The following is a 16376-nucleotide window of genomic DNA, read 5'->3' on the forward strand; positions in this document are numbered from 1 at the left end:
CACACGGCTCACAGCGCGCAGCTGTCGCTGTCCACCTGCTCGTTCGCGGTGCGCCCCTTGTCGATGTCCTCCCGGATCTCGTCCGCGGTCAGCGCGTAGCCGGTGTCGGCGTTGTCGAGGGACTTGGCGAACACGACCCCGTACACCTCGCCTTCGGGCGTGAGCAGCGGGCCGCCGGAGTTGCCCTGGCGGACGGTCGCGTAGAGGGAGTACACATCGCGGTGCACGGTGCCGCGGTGGTAGATGTCCGGACCGTTGGCCGGGATGCGGCCGCGCACGCGCGCGGCACGGACGTCGTACGCGCCGTTCTCCGGGAACCCGGCGATGATCGCGTCGTCGCCGCTCACGGCGTCCGTCGCCGTGAACTTCAGGGCGGGCGCCTTCAGTTCGGGTACGTCGAGGACGGCGATGTCGCGCTCCCAGTCGTACAGCACGACCGTGGCGTCGTACTTCCGGCCCTCGCCGCCGATCTGGACGGTGGGCTCGTCTACGCCGCCCACCACATGCGCGTTGGTCATGACGCGGCGCTCGCCGAAGACGAAGCCGGTGCCCTCGAGGACCTTGCCGCAGCTCTGGGCGGTGCCCATGACCTTGACGATGGACTGCTTGGCCTTGGCCGCGACCGGGCTGTTGACGAGCGCGGGGTCCGGCGGCTGGACCTCCTTGATCGGCTCGTCGGAGAACGGGCTGAAGACCTGCGGGAAGCCGTTCTGCGCGAGGACCGAGGTGAAGTCCTTGAACCAGGTGTCGGCCGCGTCCGGCAGCGCCTCGGAGACGCCGAGGAGCACCTTGGAGCCGCGGACCTCCTTGCCGAGGGTCGGCAGCGTGGTCTGGGCGAGCGCGGAGCCGATGAGCCAGGCCACGAGGAGCATCGCGACCACGTTGACCAGGGCGCCGCCGGTGGCGTCCAGGGCGCGGGCCGGGGACCAGGTGATGTAGCGGCGGAGCTTGTTGCCGAGATGCGTGGTCAGGGCCTGGCCGACGGAGGCGCAGACGATGACGACGACCACGGCGACGACGGCCGCGGTGGTGCTGACCTCCGCCTTGTCGGTCAGGGCGTCCCAGATGACGGGGAGCACATAGACGGCGACGAGACCGCCGCCCAGGAAACCGATCACCGACAGGATGCCGACGACGAAGCCCTGGCGATAGCCGACGATCGCGAACCACACGGCGGCGACCAGCAACAGGATGTCCAGCACGTTCACCGGTTCAGGCCTCGCCTCATCACATGACACAGCACGGCAGACACCCTGTCATGACCGCCAGTCGAGCGGGACCTGCTTGTCCCGGTCCCAGGGGCGCTCCCAGCCGGAGTAGTGCAGCAGCCGGTCGATGATTCCGGCCGTGAATCCCCAGACCAGGGCCGATTCGACCAGGAATGCCGGGCCTCGGTGGCCGCTGGGGTGGACGGTGGTGGCACGGTTGTCCGGGTCCGTGAGATCCGCCACGGGGACGGTGAAGACGCGGGCCGTCTCGCCCGGGTCGACGACCCCCACCGGCGTCGGCTCGCGCCACCAGCCCAGCACGGGCGTGACGACGAAGCCGCTGACCGGGATGTACAGCTTGGGCAGGACGCCGAAGAGCTGGACGCCGGACGGATCGAGGCCGGTCTCCTCCTCGGCCTCGCGCAGCGCGGCCCGCAGCGGCCCGTCGCCCTGCGGGTCGCCGTCCTCCGGGTCGAGGGCGCCGCCGGGGAAGGACGGCTGCCCGGCATGGGAGCGCAGCGAGCTGGCCCGCTCCATGAGGAGCAGCTCGGGCCCGCGCTCGCCGTCCCCGAACAGGATCAGTACGGCGGACTGCCGCCCCGCGCCGTCCGCCGGCGGCAGGAAGCGGCTCAGTTGCAGTGGCTCGACCGTCTCCACGGCGTGCACCACCGGGTCCAGCCAGCCGGGCAGACCGTCCTTGCGCAGCGCCACGCTGCCCTGCGCATTGCTCGCGTGCGTCATCGCCACCCCCGTTCCACCCGCTTCAACGCCCGGGCACCCGCTGATCGTTCCGTCATCCGGCCCCCAGCGGCGGGGCCGCCTTGCCGCCCGCGTCCAGATAGGACTGGGGCGGGTTGAGGCGCTGGCCCGGGAAGCCGCCCTTCTCGTACTTGAGGAGCTTTTGCGCCTTCTCGGGGTCCGTCTCGCCCTCGCCGTATGCCGGGCAGAGCGGGGCGATCGGGCAGGCGCCGCAGGCGGGCTTGCGGGCGTGGCAGATGCGGCGGCCGTGCCAGATGACGTGGTGGGACAGGTCCGTCCAGTCGCTCTTCGGGAACAGCGCGCCGATCGCGGCCTCGATCTTGTCGGGGTCGGTCTCGTCCGTCCACCGCCAGCGCCGCACCAGCCGCTGGAAGTGCGTGTCCACGGTGATGCCGGGCCGCCCGAAGGCGTTGCCGAGCACGACGAACGCGGTCTTGCGGCCCACTCCGGGCAGCTTGACGAGGTCCTCCAGCTTGCCGGGCACCTCGCCGCCGAACTGCTCCACGAGCGCCTTCGACAGCCCTATGACCGACTTGGTCTTGGCCCGGAAGAAGCCGGTCGGACGGAGGATCTCCTCGACCTCCTCGGGGTTGGCGGCGGCCAGGTCCTCGGGGGTGGGGTACTTGGCGAAGAGCGCGGGGGTCGTCTGATTGACCCTCAGGTCGGTGGTCTGGGCCGACAGGACCGTGGCGACGACGAGCTGGAAGGGGTTGGTGAAGTCCAACTCCGGGTGGGCGTACGGGTAGACCTCGGCCAGTTCGCGGTTGATACGGCGGGCGCGGCGGACCAGGGCCGTGGCGGACTCGGCCTTGGCGGGCTTGACGGCCACCTTCTTCGCCGGGGCGGCCTTCTTCACGGCGACCTTCTTGGCGGCAGCCTTCTTCACGACCTCCGGAGCCTTCTTCACCGCAGCCTTCTTTGTCGCTTTTACGGCTTTCTCGCCCTTGCTCTTTCCGCCACCGGAGTTCTGTTCGCCCACAGCGGAATCCCGACGTGCAACCACCCGTCCAGCCCCCTTGGCCTGTGCTCTCACCGGCGATTTGGACACCCGGCCAGCCTAAAGCCCGGCACCGACAATCGCCCCGGACCCCGGAGATCGGCCCCCGATTGGACCCCTGCCGCTTACCTCAGGACAGGTGTGCGGCATCCTTGTGACAGATCACACTGTTTGGACCGTCCGGCAAAATGGGGAGCACGGTCCCCTGGTACCAAGGGGGAGAAAGATCCCCTGAGCAGGTCGACAAGGAGAGAACTCGTGGACGACGTCCTCCGGCGCAACCCGCTCTTCGCGGCTCTCGACGACGAGCAGGCCGCGGAGCTGCGCGCCTCCATGAGTGAGGTGACTCTCGCTCGCGGCGACTCCCTCTTCCACGAGGGCGACCCCGGCGACCGGCTCTACGTCGTCACCGAGGGCAAGGTCAAGCTCCACCGCACCTCCCCCGACGGCCGCGAGAACATGCTCGCCGTCGTCGGCCCCGGTGAGCTGATCGGCGAGCTGTCGCTGTTCGACCCGGGCCCGCGCACGGCGACCGCCACCGCGCTGACCGAGGTCAAGCTGCTCGGCCTCGGCCACGGCGACCTCCAGCCCTGGCTGAACGTCCGCCCCGAGGTCGCCGGCGCCCTGCTGCGCGCCGTCGCCCGCCGGCTGCGCAAGACCAACGACCAGATGTCCGACCTGGTCTTCTCGGACGTCCCGGGCCGTGTCGCCCGCGCGCTCCTGGACCTGTCCCGCCGCTTCGGCGTGCAGTCCGAGGAGGGCATCCACGTCGTCCACGACCTCACGCAGGAGGAGCTGGCCCAGCTGGTCGGCGCGTCCCGCGAGACGGTCAACAAGGCCCTCGCCGACTTCGCCCAGCGCGGCTGGCTCCGCCTGGAGGCGCGTGCGGTGATCCTGCTCGACGTCGAGCGGCTCGCGAAGCGCTCGCGGTGACGCTGCCGGTGGTGTGACCCTTCTGGGGGCTGCCGCCCCCAGACCCCCGCTTCGGCCTAAAGGGCCTCGTCCGCAAACGCCGGACGGGCTGCTGTAGTTGTCCCATGTCTGAAAATGTGCCCTCCAGAGGTCTCGACCCGCAGGGCTACATCGAGCGCGAAGGCTCCCTCGCGCGCGTGCCGCACGCCTTCCGTCCCGTCGTCGCCATGGCACGGGACGGGCTGCTGGACGTCTTCGGGTCCCGGCTGCACAGCGCCTACCTCTACGGCTCGATCCCGCGCGGCACAGCGCGCGTGGGCCGCAGCGACCTCGATCTGCTGGTCGCCCTGCGCGAGGAACCCACGGACGCCGACCGGGACGCCGTACGGGCCCTCGGGGACGCGCTCGACAAGGAGTTCCCGGAGATCGACGGGGTCGGGACGCTGCTCTACAGCCGGGCGCGGCTCCTGAGCGAGCAGGAGACCTACGACCTCGGCTGGTTCGTGGCCTGTCTGTGCACCCCGCTGCTCGGTGACGACCTAGCCGAATACCTGCCGCGCTACCGCCCCGACGCGCTCCTGGCCCGCGAGACCAACGGGGACCTCGCCCTGCTGCTCCCCCGCTGGCGCGCCCGCGTCGAGGCCGCGGGCGACTCCGAGGAGGCCCTGCGCCCCCTCGTCCGTTTCATGTCCCGCCACCTCGTCCGCACCGGCTTCACCCTCGTCATGCCCCGCTGGAACGGCTGGACGAGCGACCTGGGCGAGATGGCGGCGGCGTTCGGCACGTACTACCCCGAGCGGGCCGAGCAGCTCCGGGAGGCGGCCGTACGCGGCCACGAGCCGAGCGGGGACCGTGCCGTCCTGATGTCGTACGTCGACGATCTGGGCCCCTGGCTCGCGGACGAGTACGCGCGCGTGCACGGCGTGAAGGCACCTCGCCCCGACTAGCCCCTTCCGGGGCTAGATGAGCCCGTGCTCCTCCAGGTAGTCCATCTGCGCCCGCACCGACAGCTCTGCCGCCGGCCACAGGGAGCGGTCCACGTCGGCGTAGACGTGGGCGACGACCTGGGACGGGGTCCGGTAGCCGTCCTCCACGGCCGTCTCCACCTGGGCGAGCCGGTGGGCGCGGTGGGCGAGGTAGAACTCCACCGCCCCCTGGGCGTCCTCCAGGACGGGGCCGTGGCCGGGCAGGACCGTGTGGACGCCGTCGTCGACCGTGAGGGACCGCAGGCGGCGCAGGGAGTCCAGATAGTCGCCCAGGCGGCCGTCGGGGTGCGCCACGACCGTCGTACCGCGGCCCAGGATGGTGTCGCCGGTCAGGACGGCCTGATCGGCCGGGAGATGGAAGCACAGGGAGTCGGAGGTGTGGCCGGGCGTCGGGACGACCCTCAGCTCCAGGCCGCCGACCGTGACGACGTCCCCGGCCGCCAGCCCCTCGTCGCCCAGCCGCAGCGCCGGGTCCAGGGCACGCACGCGCGTGCCGGTCAGCTCGGCGAACCGGGCGGCGCCCTCGGCGTGGTCCGGGTGACCGTGGGTCAGCAGGGTGAGCGCGACGCGCTTGCCGGCCTTCTCGGCGGTGTCGACGACATGGCGCAGATGGCCCTCGTCCAGCGGTCCGGGGTCGACCACGACGGCCAGTTCGGAGTCGGGCTCGGCGAGGATCCAGGTGTTCGTGCCGTCCAGGGTCATCGCGGACGCGTTGGGCGCCAGCACGTTCACGGCTCGCGGGGTGGCGGGGCCGGAGAGGACCCCGCCCCGTGGCTGGCCGGGAAGGGCTGCTGCGTCCGTCATACGAGGGCTCCTTGTGGCGGCGTGGACCGTGCCGTCATGCGGTCATGCCGTGGCTTCTTGTGGCGGCGTGGACCGGCGCGTCACGCCGTGGCCCCACCGGTCGGGATGTGCTTGGTGAACTCCTCGTGCCCCGGCCAGGACAGGACAATCTCCTCACCGTCCAGCCTGGCCCGCGCCAGGACCGGGGTCAGGTCGCGGCCGGGCGCCGCCGCGAGCGCCTCCGCAGCCGCCGAGTACCCGCTCAGCTGGCGCAGTGTCGCGATCGTGGGCGGCATCATCAGCAGCTCGCCCTTGTCGTACGCCGAGGCCGCGTCCGCCGGTGCGATCCACACCGTGCGGTCCGCCTCCGTGGAGGCGTTGCGGGTGCGCTGGCCGGCGGGCAGGGCCGCGACGAAGAACCAGGTGTCGTAGCGGCGGGACTCGAACTCGGGGGTGATCCAGCGCGTCCACGCCCCCAGCAGGTCCGAGCGCAGGACCAGGCCGCGGCGCTCCAGGAACTCGGCGAACGACAGGTCCCGGGCGACCAGGGCCTCGCGGTCGGCCTCCCAGTCCGCGCCGGTGGTGTCGCCGACGACCGAGTCGGGGGTCGGACCGGCGAGAAGGACGCCTGCCTCCTCGTACGTCTCGCGGACGGCCGCGCAGACGATCGCCTGGGCCTCGGTCTCCGTGACGGCGAGCCTGCGTGACCACCACGCGCGCGTGGGGCCCGCCCAGCGGATCTGGTGGTCGTCGTCGCGCGGGTCGACGCCGCCGCCCGGATACGCGTACGCGCCTCCGGCGAAGGCCATGGAGGCGCGTCTGCGCAGCATGTGCACGGCGGGACCGGCGGCGGTGTCCTTCAGGAGCATGACCGTGGCCGCGCGCTTGGGGACGACCGGGGTGAGGGTGCCCTCCGCGAGCGCACGGATGCGTTCCGGCCAGTCCTGCGGAAACCACTGCCCATTCGCCATGGGCGGAGGCTATCCCGTGGTGCGCGAATGTTCGAGAGGTGATCGGTGGTGCCGCCACCCATCGGCTACTCGCCGGTCAGCTCCACCTGGACCTCGACCTCCACCGGCGCGTCCAGCGGCAGCACCGCCACGCCCACGGCGCTGCGCGCGTGCACGCCCTTGTCGCCGAGGACCTCGCCGAGCAGCTCGCTGGCACCGTTGATCACGCCGGGCTGGCCGGTGAAGTCCGCGGCCGAGGCCACGAACCCGACGACCTTCACCACGCGCGCGACCCGGTCCAGGTCACCGGCGACGGACTTGACGGCCGCCAGCGCGTTCAGGGCGCAGATGCGGGCCAGGTCCTTGGCCTCCTCCGCGGTGACCTCGGCGCCCACCTTGCCGGTGACGGGGAGCTTGCCCTCCACCATGGGGAGCTGGCCGGAGGTGTACACGTACACGCCCGACTGCACGGCAGGCTGGTACGCGGCCAGCGGAGGCACGACCTCCGGGAGCGTCAGACCGAGTTCGGCGATCTTCGCCTCGACCGCGCTCACGCCTTCTCCCGCTTGAGGTAGGCCACCAGCTGCTCGGGGTTGTTCGGCCCGGGCACGACCTGGACGAGCTCCCAGCCGTCCTCGCCCCAGGTGTCCAGAATCTGCTTCGTCGCGTGCACGAGCAGCGGCACAGTCGCGTATTCCCACTTGGTCATGTGGCCGACTTTAGCCGCTGCTCCCGCACCGGCTCCGCCCGCCTTATCCACAGCCTGCCGCTTGACGCGCACACGGAGTGGTTACGCTCGAATACGTGAGCAGGCTCCAGGTCGTCAGCGGCAAGGGCGGAACCGGTAAGACCACGGTGGCCGCAGCCCTCGCGCTGGCCCTGGCCGACGAGGGGAAGCGCACGCTTCTCGTCGAGGTCGAGGGCCGGCAGGGCATCGCACAGCTCTTCGAGACGGAGGCATTGCCCTATGAGGAACGGAAGATCGCGGTAGCTCCCGGCGGCGGGGAGGTGTACGCCCTCGCCATCGACCCCGAACTGGCCCTTCTGGACTACCTCCAGATGTTCTACAAACTCGGCGGCGCGGGCCGCGCCCTGAAGAAGCTCGGCGCCATCGACTTCGCCACCACCATCGCGCCCGGCCTCAGGGACGTGCTCCTGACCGGCAAGGCGTGCGAGGCGGTGCGCCGCAAGGAGAAGTCCGGGCGGTTCGCCTACGACTACGTCGTGATGGACGCGCCGCCCACCGGGCGCATCACGCGCTTCCTCAACGTGAACGACGAGGTGGCGGGGCTCGCCAAGATAGGGCCCATACACAATCAGGCGCAGGCCGTGATGCGGGTGCTCAAGTCGCCGGAGACGGCCGTGCACCTGGTGACGCTCCTGGAGGAGATGCCCGTCCAGGAGACCGCGGACGGCATCGCCGAACTGCGGGCGGCGAAGCTGCCGGTGGGCCAGGTCATCGTGAACATGGTGCGCCCGGAGGTGTTGGACGCGGCCGAGCTGGAACTCGTACGCGGCACGGCTCGTTCTTCCTTCGCGCAGTCGCTGTCCGCCGCGGGGCTCGGCGGGGCGCGGCGCGGCGGGCATGCCGAGCGGCTGGTGGACCCGCTCCTCGCGCAGGCCGAGGAGTACGCCGAGCGGTACGCGCTGGAGCACGAACAGCGCGCGGTCCTCGGCGAACTGGGCCTCCCGCTGCATGAACTGCCGCTGCTCGCCGAGGGCATGGACCTGGCGGGGTTGTACGAACTGGCCACGGAACTGCGGAAGCAGGGGATGTCATGAGCCCGGACGCCGAGCGGCAGCACCGCCTCTCCCCCGCGCGCGTGCTCGATCTCGACCCCCTGCTCGACGATCCGGGGACCCGCATCGTGGTGTGCTGCGGCTCGGGCGGGGTCGGCAAGACCACGACCGCCGCGGCGCTCGGGCTGCGGGCCGCCGAGCGGGGCCGCAAGGTGGTCGTGCTGACCATCGACCCGGCCCGCCGGCTCGCCCAGTCCATGGGCATCGACTCCCTCGACAACACCCCGCGCCGCGTGAAGGGCGTCGAGGGCGCCGGCGAGCTGCACGCGATGATGCTCGACATGAAGCGCACCTTCGACGAGATCGTCGAGGCGCACGCGGACCCCGAGCGGGCCTCCGCGATCCTGGGCAACCCCTTCTACCAGTCGCTCTCTGCGGGCTTCGCGGGCACGCAGGAGTACATGGCGATGGAGAAGCTGGGGCAGCTGCGGGCGCGGGACGAGTGGGACCTGATCGTCGTCGACACCCCGCCGTCCCGGTCCGCGCTGGACTTCCTGGACGCGCCCAAGCGGCTGGGGTCCTTCCTCGACGGCCGGCTGATCCGGCTGCTCACCGCCCCGGCCAAACTGGGCGGCCGCGCGGGGATGAAGTTCCTCAACGTCGGGATGTCGATGATGACCGGCACCCTCGGCAAGCTGCTGGGGGGCCAGCTCCTCAAGGACGTCCAGACGTTCGTCTCCGCGATGGACACCACCTTCGGCGGCTTCCGCACGCGCGCGGACGCCACGTACAAGCTGCTCCAGGCGCCCGGGACCGCCTTCCTGGTGGTCGCCGCGCCCGAGCGGGACGCGCTGCGCGAGGCCGCCTACTTCGTGGAGCGCCTCGCGGCGGAGGACATGCCGCTCGCGGGGCTGGTGCTCAACCGGGTCCACGGCAGCGGCGCCGCCCGGCTGTCGGCCGAGCGGGCACTCGCCGCCGCGGAGGATCTCGACCTCGTGGGCGACCGCGCCGCGGAAAATCTTGAAGAGTCCCGCATTGTCGATCAGGAGGACGGGAAAGCTGGAGTTCGTAACTCTCCCGACACAGACGGCAGTTCAGGTTCCCCCACCTCGAACCGGACCGTCCCACAACTCACCGCAGGCCTGCTGAGGCTGCATGCCGAGCGTATGCAGCTGCTCTCCCGCGAGCAGCGCACGCGCGACCGCTTCACCGCGCTCCACCCCGAGGTGGCGGTGGCAGAGGTGGCCGCGCTGCCCGGCGACGTCCATGACCTCGCGGGGCTGCGTGACATCGGGGCGCGGCTCGCGGCCGGCCGGCCGGAGCTGCCCGAGACGGCGGAGGAATGACCCCGAAGGGCCCCGGCGGAGGAATGACCCCGAAGGGCCCCGGGGGGCGATGCCCCCGAGGGGCTCAGCCCACCGCCGCGTAGTTCTCGTAGACCTCGTCGTCGTCGAGGGGCAGGATGCCGGCCCCTCGCTCGTACTCCACTCGCGCTGTCTCGAGAAGCCGGCGCCAGGAAGTGACCGTTGGCCGCCTGCGCAGCAGTGCGCGGCGCTCCCGCTCCGTCATGCCTCCCCACACGCCGAACTCGACGCGGTTGTCGAGCGCATCGGCCAGGCACTCGGTCCGCACCGGGCATCCGGTGCACACCGCCTTGGCCCTGTTCTGCGCTGCTCCTTGAACGAACAGTTCATCCGGATCGGTAGTGCGGCAGGCCGCCTGCGCACTCCAGTCGGTTACCCAGCCCATACCGGCGCCGTCCTCTCCCGAATCGAGGCTCCCCCACGGCGGCAGCGGCATATTCACCGCCGCCAGTTGAGGACGTTACGGAAGGTGGGCACAGCGCAACACCCCCTTCGGGCCCAATCTTGAATGGCCCGAACGGACTATGCGTAAGCGGCAGATCACCCGGGGGAGTGAGCCCGCGACATGCGTGATCATCCCGGCAAAGCGGGACAGTTCTGTTGAGTCACAACGGGCACCAGGTGACACACAAGGCGGATTCGGACACGCCCCCACCAGAAAGTCGGGGAACCTCCGGAACGATTCGGGGTCGCCGGACGTATTGATACGTGGCCGCACTGCTGTGACAGTTGAGAGCAGCTTAGGCCAAGGCCTGCGCGCGTGTCCGGCGAATGAGAAGGTAGGCGCTCTCTTTGCCATGCGCTCGAAACGGCCTGTGCACTTCGTCGAACGCTCATGAGTACGGATTAGGCTGCCCCCATGTCGAAGAAGCGCTCCGGTGGTGGTCTCTCCGCCACCCAGCAGGCCGCCAAGTTCCTAGGTGTCAGCGTGCTCTCGGGCGCGGTGCTGGCCGGCATCGCCCTGCCCGCCGTCGGCGCGCTCGGACTCGCGGCCAAGGGATCGGTCGAGAGCTTCGACGAACTCCCGGCCAACCTGAAGACGCCACCACTGAGCCAGCGCACCACGATCCTCGACGCCAAGGGCGGCACCATCGCCACCGTCTACTCCCGTGACCGCACGGTGGTCGAGCTCAAGGACATCTCGCCGTACATGCAGAAGGCGATCGTCGCAATCGAGGACTCGCGCTTCTACCAGCACGGCGCGGTGGACCTGAAGGGCGTGCTGCGCGCCCTCAACCAGAATGCCCAGAGCGGCGGGGTGGCCCAGGGCGCGTCCACCCTCACCCAGCAGTACGTGAAGAACGTCTTCGTGGAGGAGGCGGGCGACGACCCCACCAAGGTCGCCCAGGCCACCCAGCAGACCATCGGCCGCAAGATCCGCGAACTGAAGTACGCGATCCAGGTCGAGGAGGAGCTGGGCAAGAAGAAGATCCTCGAGAACTACCTGAACATCACGTTCTTCGGCCAGCAGGCGTACGGCGTCGAGGCCGCCGCCCAGCGCTACTTCTCCACGTCCGCCAAGGACCTCACCCTCGCCCAGTCGGCGCTGCTCGCCGGCATCGTCCAGTCACCGAGCCGGTACGACCCGGTCAACGACGAGGCGGAGGCCACCAAGCGCCGCAACGTGGTGCTCCAGCGCATGGCCGAGGTCGGCGACATCTCACGGGCCGAGGCCGCCAAGGCGCAGAAGGAGAAGCTGGGCCTGAAGGTCAGCCAGCCCAAGAACGGCTGCATCACGGCCGTGAAGGGCGCGAGCTTCTTCTGCAAGTACGTCGAGGCCGTCTTCAAGAGCGACCCGGTCTTCGGCAAGACCAAGGAGGAGCGCGCCAAGATCTGGAACCAGGGCGGCCTGACGATCAAGACCACCCTCGATCCGCAGGCGCAGGACTCGGTCCAGGCCTCGCTCAAGGAGCACGTCTACAAGTCGGACAAGGTCGCAGCCGCGGCCACCCTCGTCGAGCCCGGCACCGGCAAGATCGTCGGCATGGGCCAGTCGAAGCCGTTCGGCTACGGCAAGAACGAGACCGAGATCAACTACTCGGTGAACTACAGCATGGGCGGCTCCAACTTCGGCTTCCCGACCGGTTCGACGTTCAAGCCGTTCGTCGCGGCGGCCGCGCTGGAGGAGGGCCGGCCGGCCGACCAGGAGTACTCGTCGCCGTACCAGATGGAGTACCCGAGCCCCGTCCAGACCTGCGACAGCAAGCCATGGGTCAACACCAGGGGCGAGAAGCTGGAGAACGAGTCGGAGTCGGAGAAGGGCCCCTACCGCCTGCGCAAGGCGATGGAGCTGTCGGTCAACACCTACTTCGTGCAGATGATCTCCGACATCGGCCTGTGCCCGGTGGTCAACATGACCAACAAGCTCCAGGTCGTGCAGGGCAACGGCGACAAGCTCCCCGAGGTCCCGGCCATCGCGCTGGGCTCGAAGGGCATCTCCCCGCTGACGATGGCGACCGCGTACGCCGCCTTCGCCGCCCGCGGCATGTACTGCACGCCGGTCGCCATCGAGTCGATCACCCAGAAGGTCGGCCAGCAGCAGAAGTCGCTCGAGGTCCCCAAGTCGACCTGCTCGCGCGCGATGTCCGAGACGACCGCGGACACCATCAACCAGCTCCTCAAGGGCGTGGTCGACTCCGGCACCGGCAAGACGGCGGGCCTGTCCGACCGCGACAACGCCGGTAAGACGGGTACGACGGACTCCCGCAAGAACGCCTGGTTCGTGGGCTACACGCCGAACCTCTCGGGCGCGGTCTGGGTCGGCAGCGCCTCCCAGAAGGTCGAGATGAAGAACATCTACATCGGCGGCGAGTACAACTCGCTCGTCTACGGTGGCCAGGTCCCGGGCCCGATCTGGAAGGACGCCATGACCGGCGCCCTCGCGGGCAAGGACGCGCCGGGGTTCAACTTCGTCGACATCCCGGAGGACAACCCGGACCGCGGTGACGGCGACGGGAACGGGAACGGCAATGGGAACGGCAACGGCAATGGCAACGGCGACGGGGACAACGGAGACGGCAACGGCAACAACGGCGGCACCGGCGACGGCGGCACCGACGGGGGCACCTTCCCGACGCCGACGTTCTCGATCCCGGAGAACCTGTTTCAGGGGAACAATGGGAATGGGGGGCGGAATGGCTGAGAGGTGGGGTGGCTGAGCCAGTGGTCCACGGGTGGATGGCTGGGCGGCGGGGTGGCTGAGCGGCTGGGTGGCTGAGCCAGTGGTCCTTTGACGGCGACGGCCCCTTCACCGTCGTACAGAGTTGTCTGTCTTCTCTGTACGACGGTGAAGGGGCCGAACGTTTTCCGGGACCGTCGGTCAGCCGGGGACCGTCGGTCAACCGGGGTCCCTCGGTCGCCCAGGGTCTCTCGGTCGCCCAGGGTCTCTCGGTCGCCCAGGGTTTCTCGGTCAGCCGGCCAGCAGCTTCTTCACCGTGGCGGCGACGCGGCCGCCCTCCGCGAGGCCCGCGACCTTCGGGTTCACGATCTTCATGACGGCACCCATGGCCCGCGGCCCCTCGGCGCCCGCCGCCTTCGCCTCCTCGACGGCCTGGGCGACGATCGCATTCAGCTCGTCGTCGGACAGCTGCTTGGGCAGGTACTCGGCGAGGACCTCGCCCTCCGCCTTCTCCCGCTCGGCGCTCTCGGCGCGACCACCCTGCGCGAAGGCGTCCGCCGCCTCGCGGCGCTTCTTCGCCTCCTTGGCGATCACCTTGAGGACCTCGTCGTCGGAGAGCTCGCGCTTCTCCTTACCCGCGACCTCCTCCTTGGTGATCGCGGCGAGCGTCAGCCGGAGCGTCGAGGAGCGGAGCTCGTCGCGCTCCTTGATCGCGGCGTTGAGGTCTTCCTGCAGCTTCGACTTGAGCGTGGTGGTCATGGGTCCGATTCTCGCAGGTGTACGACGCGGGACGCCCGCGCATTTACGGGACCGCGGACGGCTGGTCAAGCGGGCGCCCGCGGTCTGACACGATGGAGGCATGCGCGCGCGATACGGAGTTCCCTTGGGAATGGCGGCGGTTGGCGCCGCCGGCTTGCTGTACTCGGCGGGATTCGAGGCCCGTTCCTTCCGCCTGCGACGGGTGACGGTCCCCGTCCTCCCCGCCGGCATGCGACCGCTGCGCGTGCTCCAGGTCTCCGACATCCACATGGTCGGCGGCCAGCGCAAGAAGCAGCGCTGGCTGCGATCGCTGGCGGGGCTGCGCCCGGACTTCGTGATCAACACGGGCGACAACCTGTCGGACCCGGAGGGCGTGCCGGAAGTGCTGGACTCGCTGGGCCCGTTGATGGAGTTCCCGGGGGCGTACGTCTTCGGCTCCAACGACTACTACGGCCCGCGCCCTCGCAACCCCGCCCGCTACCTCCTGGAGAAGGCGAGCGGCCGGCACGGTCTGAACGGCAACCCGCCCGCGGTCGGCGTGGTCCACAACCCGTGGGAGGACCTGCGGGACGGTTTCGACGCGGCGGGCTGGCTCAACCTCACGAACACGCGCGGCACGCTGAAGGTCGAGGGCGTGTCGGTGGAGCTGACGGGACTGGACGACCCGCACATCAAGAGGGACCGGTACGCGGAGGTGGCGGGCGGTCCGTCGTCCGCTGTGGACTTCTCGATGGGCGTGGTGCACGCGCCGTACCTGCGCGTCCTCGACGCGTACGCGGCCGACGCCTACCCCCTGATCCTGGCCGGCCACACGCACGGCGGCCAGCTGTGCATCCCGTTCTACGGTGCCCTGGTCACCAACTGCGACCTCGACACGGACCGGGTGAAGGGCCTGTCGACCCACACGGCGGAGGGCAGGACCTCGTACCTCCACGTCTCAGCGGGCTGCGGCACGAACCGGTACACACCGGTGCGATTCGCTTGTCCGCCGGAGGCTACGTTGTTGACGTTGGTGGGGCGGGGGTAGCTGGGGGGCAGGGGTGCCGGGCCTTTGGTGCGGGGGTTTCTGCCGCACCGGCCTGCTGCCGCACGGGGGCTTCTGCCGCACCGGCCTGCTGCCGCACGGGGGCTTCTGCCGCGTCGGCCCGCTGCCGTACGGGGGCTTCTGCCGCGTCGCCCCACTGCTGTACGGGGTGACTGTTGGCTGTCGGCGGCGCGGGCCCGGCACCGTACGGGGATTTCTAGCGCCTCGGCCGGGTGGTTAACCCGCACGGCCCGCCCGTATCGCCCCATATGTCCGCGCTGCTTAGCGTGAGGGCATGACCACCCCGATACCCAGGGACATCCCGGACCTCCCCGCGATCCCGGGTGTACCCGCGCTGCTGCCCTCCCCCGTCCCCGCCACCGCGGTGGTGGCCCCCGTACGCCGCCCGCTGGCCGCCACGTACCGCCTGCTGGTCGCCCTCGCGGCCGCCGCAGCGGTGACGATCGACCTGCTCCTGGGCAGCCCGACGCGCGTACTGAGCTACTTCACGATCCAGAGCGCCGTCCTGCTGGCGCTGGTCTCCGCGGCGTCGGCCCGCAGGGCCTGGACCGCGCGCCGTCCGCTGCCGGCCGGACTGACCGGCGCGACACTCCTCTACATCCTGCTCACGGGCCTGGTGTACCACCTGCTTCTCGCGGACACGACGACGCCGTTCTCGATGACGGACGCGGCCGAGCCGACGGGCTGGGCGAGGATCACGAACGTGGCCCTGCACACGGCCCTGCCGATCGCGGCGACGCTGGACTGGCTGCTGCTGACGGCCCCGGGCCGCCTGCGCCTACGCCATGCGGCGACCTGGCTGCTGTTCCCCCTCGCCTACCTGGCCTTCTCCTTCACGCGGGGTGAGCTGCTCGTCCCCGGCACTCCGGCCCGCTACCTCTACCCGTTCCTGGACGTCGACCTGCACGGCTACAAGACCGTCCTGGGCAACGCCCTCCTCCTCGGCCTCTCCTTCTACGCCCTCGCCGTCCTCCTCGTGGCCCTCGACCACATCCGCCCGAACCCCCTCCGCCACCGCGCCCACCACCGCGCGAAAACCGGATTTCGTCTCCAGCCACCAGTGGGCTAAAGTAAACGACGTCGCCGCGACAAGCAGGAACAGCAGCGACATCGGGGTGTAGCGCAGCTTGGCAGCGCGCTTCGTTCGGGACGAAGAGGTCGTGGGTTCAAATCCCGCCACCCCGACAGCCAAAACAGCAGGTGAGGCTCCTACCGGTTTGGGTAGGAGCCTCACCTGTTTCTGTGTGTGCGCGTCCGGGTGCTCGCCGCAGTGGGGAAACTCCTGCGCGGGTCGCGGAGTCGGATCGTTAGGGTCGGCGGCGTTAGTGAAGGTGAGCGTCGTATAGCGAACCACCGAGTCCACGTCGTACCCGTCGTTCTCGCTCTGGCCAATCCGTCGTGGCAGCGGGACGTACGGCTCGATTCCTCGGTCTTCGAGAACCTCGACCATGTCTTCCACGCGCTTTTCGATGACTTCTGCGATGCGGACGAGCCTGAGCGATACCTCGGCATCAGTCTGAGGACCGCGGAGGAGGTCGCTCTCATGCGTGAGTTGGCTGTCGCGATCAGCGCCGCTGGAGGCGAGGCCCCCGGCGGCACGGAGGTGGAGTAGCTCCGGGCGTCCTCCTGGCCGGACGTGGTCGCCGTTGCCGGTCGCCTTGCTCAGGTCATGGTCGCCAACGATCTCGGAGAACTCGTCTCTCTGCACCACCGCGAGGCAGTCAGTGGTTCTGGCGACGGGACGACGAATCCGGA

General features: G+C 70.1%; 17 protein-coding genes and 1 tRNA gene. 9 read left to right on the forward strand and 9 right to left on the reverse strand.

Features of this window, described 5'->3' with window-relative positions:
• Window positions 1-8: 8 nt before the first annotated feature.
• The 3 genes from IQ210_RS09000 to nth are packed head-to-tail and all read right to left on the reverse strand — an operon-like array spanning window position 9 to window position 2946.
• The gene (locus IQ210_RS09000) at window positions 9-1208 is read right to left on the reverse strand and encodes a MarP family serine protease (RefSeq protein WP_194078361.1); all 1200 of its coding nucleotides are present in this window, start codon (window positions 1206-1208) and stop codon (window positions 9-11) included.
• A 48-nt stretch (window positions 1209-1256) separates the two neighbouring features.
• On the reverse strand, window positions 1257-1949 hold the full coding sequence (locus IQ210_RS09005; protein ID WP_194078362.1) for an NUDIX hydrolase: 693 nt from the start codon (window positions 1947-1949) through the stop codon (window positions 1257-1259).
• 52 nt (window positions 1950-2001) lie between these two features.
• A complete protein-coding gene (nth, locus tag IQ210_RS09010; protein ID WP_194078363.1) occupies window positions 2002-2946 on the reverse strand; it encodes an endonuclease III in 945 nt (314 codons plus the stop codon).
• 276 nt (window positions 2947-3222) lie between these two features.
• On the opposite strand from nth, the gene IQ210_RS09015 reads away from it, so the two are divergent.
• The gene (locus tag IQ210_RS09015) at window positions 3223-3897 is read left to right on the forward strand and encodes a Crp/Fnr family transcriptional regulator (RefSeq protein WP_058924095.1); all 675 of its coding nucleotides are present in this window, start codon (window positions 3223-3225) and stop codon (window positions 3895-3897) included.
• A gap of 104 nt (window positions 3898-4001) precedes the next feature.
• Window positions 4002-4823, forward strand: coding sequence for a nucleotidyltransferase domain-containing protein (locus IQ210_RS09020; protein WP_194078364.1), 822 nt, complete (start codon window positions 4002-4004; stop codon window positions 4821-4823).
• Window positions 4824-4835: 12 nt separating this feature from the next.
• Here IQ210_RS09020 and IQ210_RS09025 read toward each other — a convergent pair whose 3' ends face one another.
• From IQ210_RS09025 to IQ210_RS09040, 4 genes are all read right to left on the reverse strand, one after another.
• On the reverse strand, window positions 4836-5666 hold the full coding sequence (locus tag IQ210_RS09025; RefSeq protein ID WP_059194069.1) for an MBL fold metallo-hydrolase: 831 nt from the start codon (window positions 5664-5666) through the stop codon (window positions 4836-4838).
• 80 nt (window positions 5667-5746) lie between these two features.
• Window positions 5747-6616 carry an NUDIX hydrolase gene (locus IQ210_RS09030; protein WP_194078365.1) on the reverse strand — a complete coding sequence of 290 codons (870 nt, stop codon included), beginning with the start codon at window positions 6614-6616 and terminating at the stop codon, window positions 5747-5749.
• A 65-nt stretch (window positions 6617-6681) separates the two neighbouring features.
• Window positions 6682-7149 (reverse strand): RidA family protein, encoded by a 468-nt coding sequence (locus IQ210_RS09035; protein WP_194078366.1) that lies wholly within the window; start codon window positions 7147-7149, stop codon window positions 6682-6684.
• Window positions 7146-7304 (reverse strand): DUF4177 domain-containing protein, encoded by a 159-nt coding sequence (locus IQ210_RS09040; protein WP_003967454.1) that lies wholly within the window; start codon window positions 7302-7304, stop codon window positions 7146-7148. The genes IQ210_RS09035 and IQ210_RS09040 overlap by 4 nt, the downstream gene beginning before the upstream one ends.
• Window positions 7305-7399: 95 nt before the next feature.
• Between IQ210_RS09040 and IQ210_RS09045 the strand changes: the two genes are divergently transcribed.
• Both IQ210_RS09045 and IQ210_RS09050 read left to right on the forward strand, forming a co-directional pair.
• Entirely contained in the window at window positions 7400-8377 is a 978-nt protein-coding gene (locus IQ210_RS09045) for an ArsA family ATPase (RefSeq protein WP_194078367.1), read from the forward strand.
• Window positions 8374-9681, forward strand: coding sequence for an ArsA family ATPase (locus IQ210_RS09050; RefSeq protein ID WP_194078368.1), 1308 nt, complete (start codon window positions 8374-8376; stop codon window positions 9679-9681). Before IQ210_RS09045 ends, IQ210_RS09050 begins: the two co-directional genes overlap by 4 nt.
• Before the next feature lie 64 nt (window positions 9682-9745).
• Here the strand turns inward: IQ210_RS09050 and wblA are convergent, their stop codons facing one another.
• Window positions 9746-10084 carry a transcriptional regulator WblA gene (wblA, locus tag IQ210_RS09055; RefSeq protein WP_194078943.1) on the reverse strand — a complete coding sequence of 113 codons (339 nt, stop codon included), beginning with the start codon at window positions 10082-10084 and terminating at the stop codon, window positions 9746-9748.
• A gap of 474 nt (window positions 10085-10558) precedes the next feature.
• Between wblA and IQ210_RS09060 the strand changes: the two genes are divergently transcribed.
• A complete protein-coding gene (locus IQ210_RS09060; RefSeq protein WP_194078369.1) occupies window positions 10559-12841 on the forward strand; it encodes a transglycosylase domain-containing protein in 2283 nt (760 codons plus the stop codon).
• 267 nt (window positions 12842-13108) lie between these two features.
• Here IQ210_RS09060 and IQ210_RS09065 read toward each other — a convergent pair whose 3' ends face one another.
• On the reverse strand, window positions 13109-13576 hold the full coding sequence (locus IQ210_RS09065; protein WP_194078370.1) for a GatB/YqeY domain-containing protein: 468 nt from the start codon (window positions 13574-13576) through the stop codon (window positions 13109-13111).
• 100 nt (window positions 13577-13676) lie between these two features.
• On the opposite strand from IQ210_RS09065, the gene IQ210_RS09070 reads away from it, so the two are divergent.
• The 4 genes from IQ210_RS09070 to IQ210_RS09085 all read left to right on the forward strand — a co-directional run bounded on the left by IQ210_RS09070 (window position 13677) and on the right by IQ210_RS09085 (window position 16233).
• Window positions 13677-14603: a metallophosphoesterase gene (locus IQ210_RS09070; protein ID WP_194078371.1), complete on the forward strand. Its 927-nt coding sequence runs from the start codon at window positions 13677-13679 to the stop codon at window positions 14601-14603.
• Window positions 14604-14895: 292 nt separating this feature from the next.
• Window positions 14896-15690 carry a Pr6Pr family membrane protein gene (locus IQ210_RS09075; RefSeq protein ID WP_194078372.1) on the forward strand — a complete coding sequence of 265 codons (795 nt, stop codon included), beginning with the start codon at window positions 14896-14898 and terminating at the stop codon, window positions 15688-15690.
• A gap of 42 nt (window positions 15691-15732) precedes the next feature.
• Window positions 15733-15806: transfer RNA gene (locus tag IQ210_RS09080), tRNA-Pro, on the forward strand.
• A 61-nt stretch (window positions 15807-15867) separates the two neighbouring features.
• On the forward strand, window positions 15868-16233 hold the full coding sequence (locus IQ210_RS09085; protein WP_228047415.1) for an SCO4402 family protein: 366 nt from the start codon (window positions 15868-15870) through the stop codon (window positions 16231-16233).
• Window positions 16234-16376: the final 143 nt, after the last annotated feature.

Source organism: Streptomyces justiciae (genome assembly GCF_015163075.1).
GTDB classification, from domain to species: domain Bacteria; phylum Actinomycetota; class Actinomycetes; order Streptomycetales; family Streptomycetaceae; genus Streptomyces; species Streptomyces justiciae.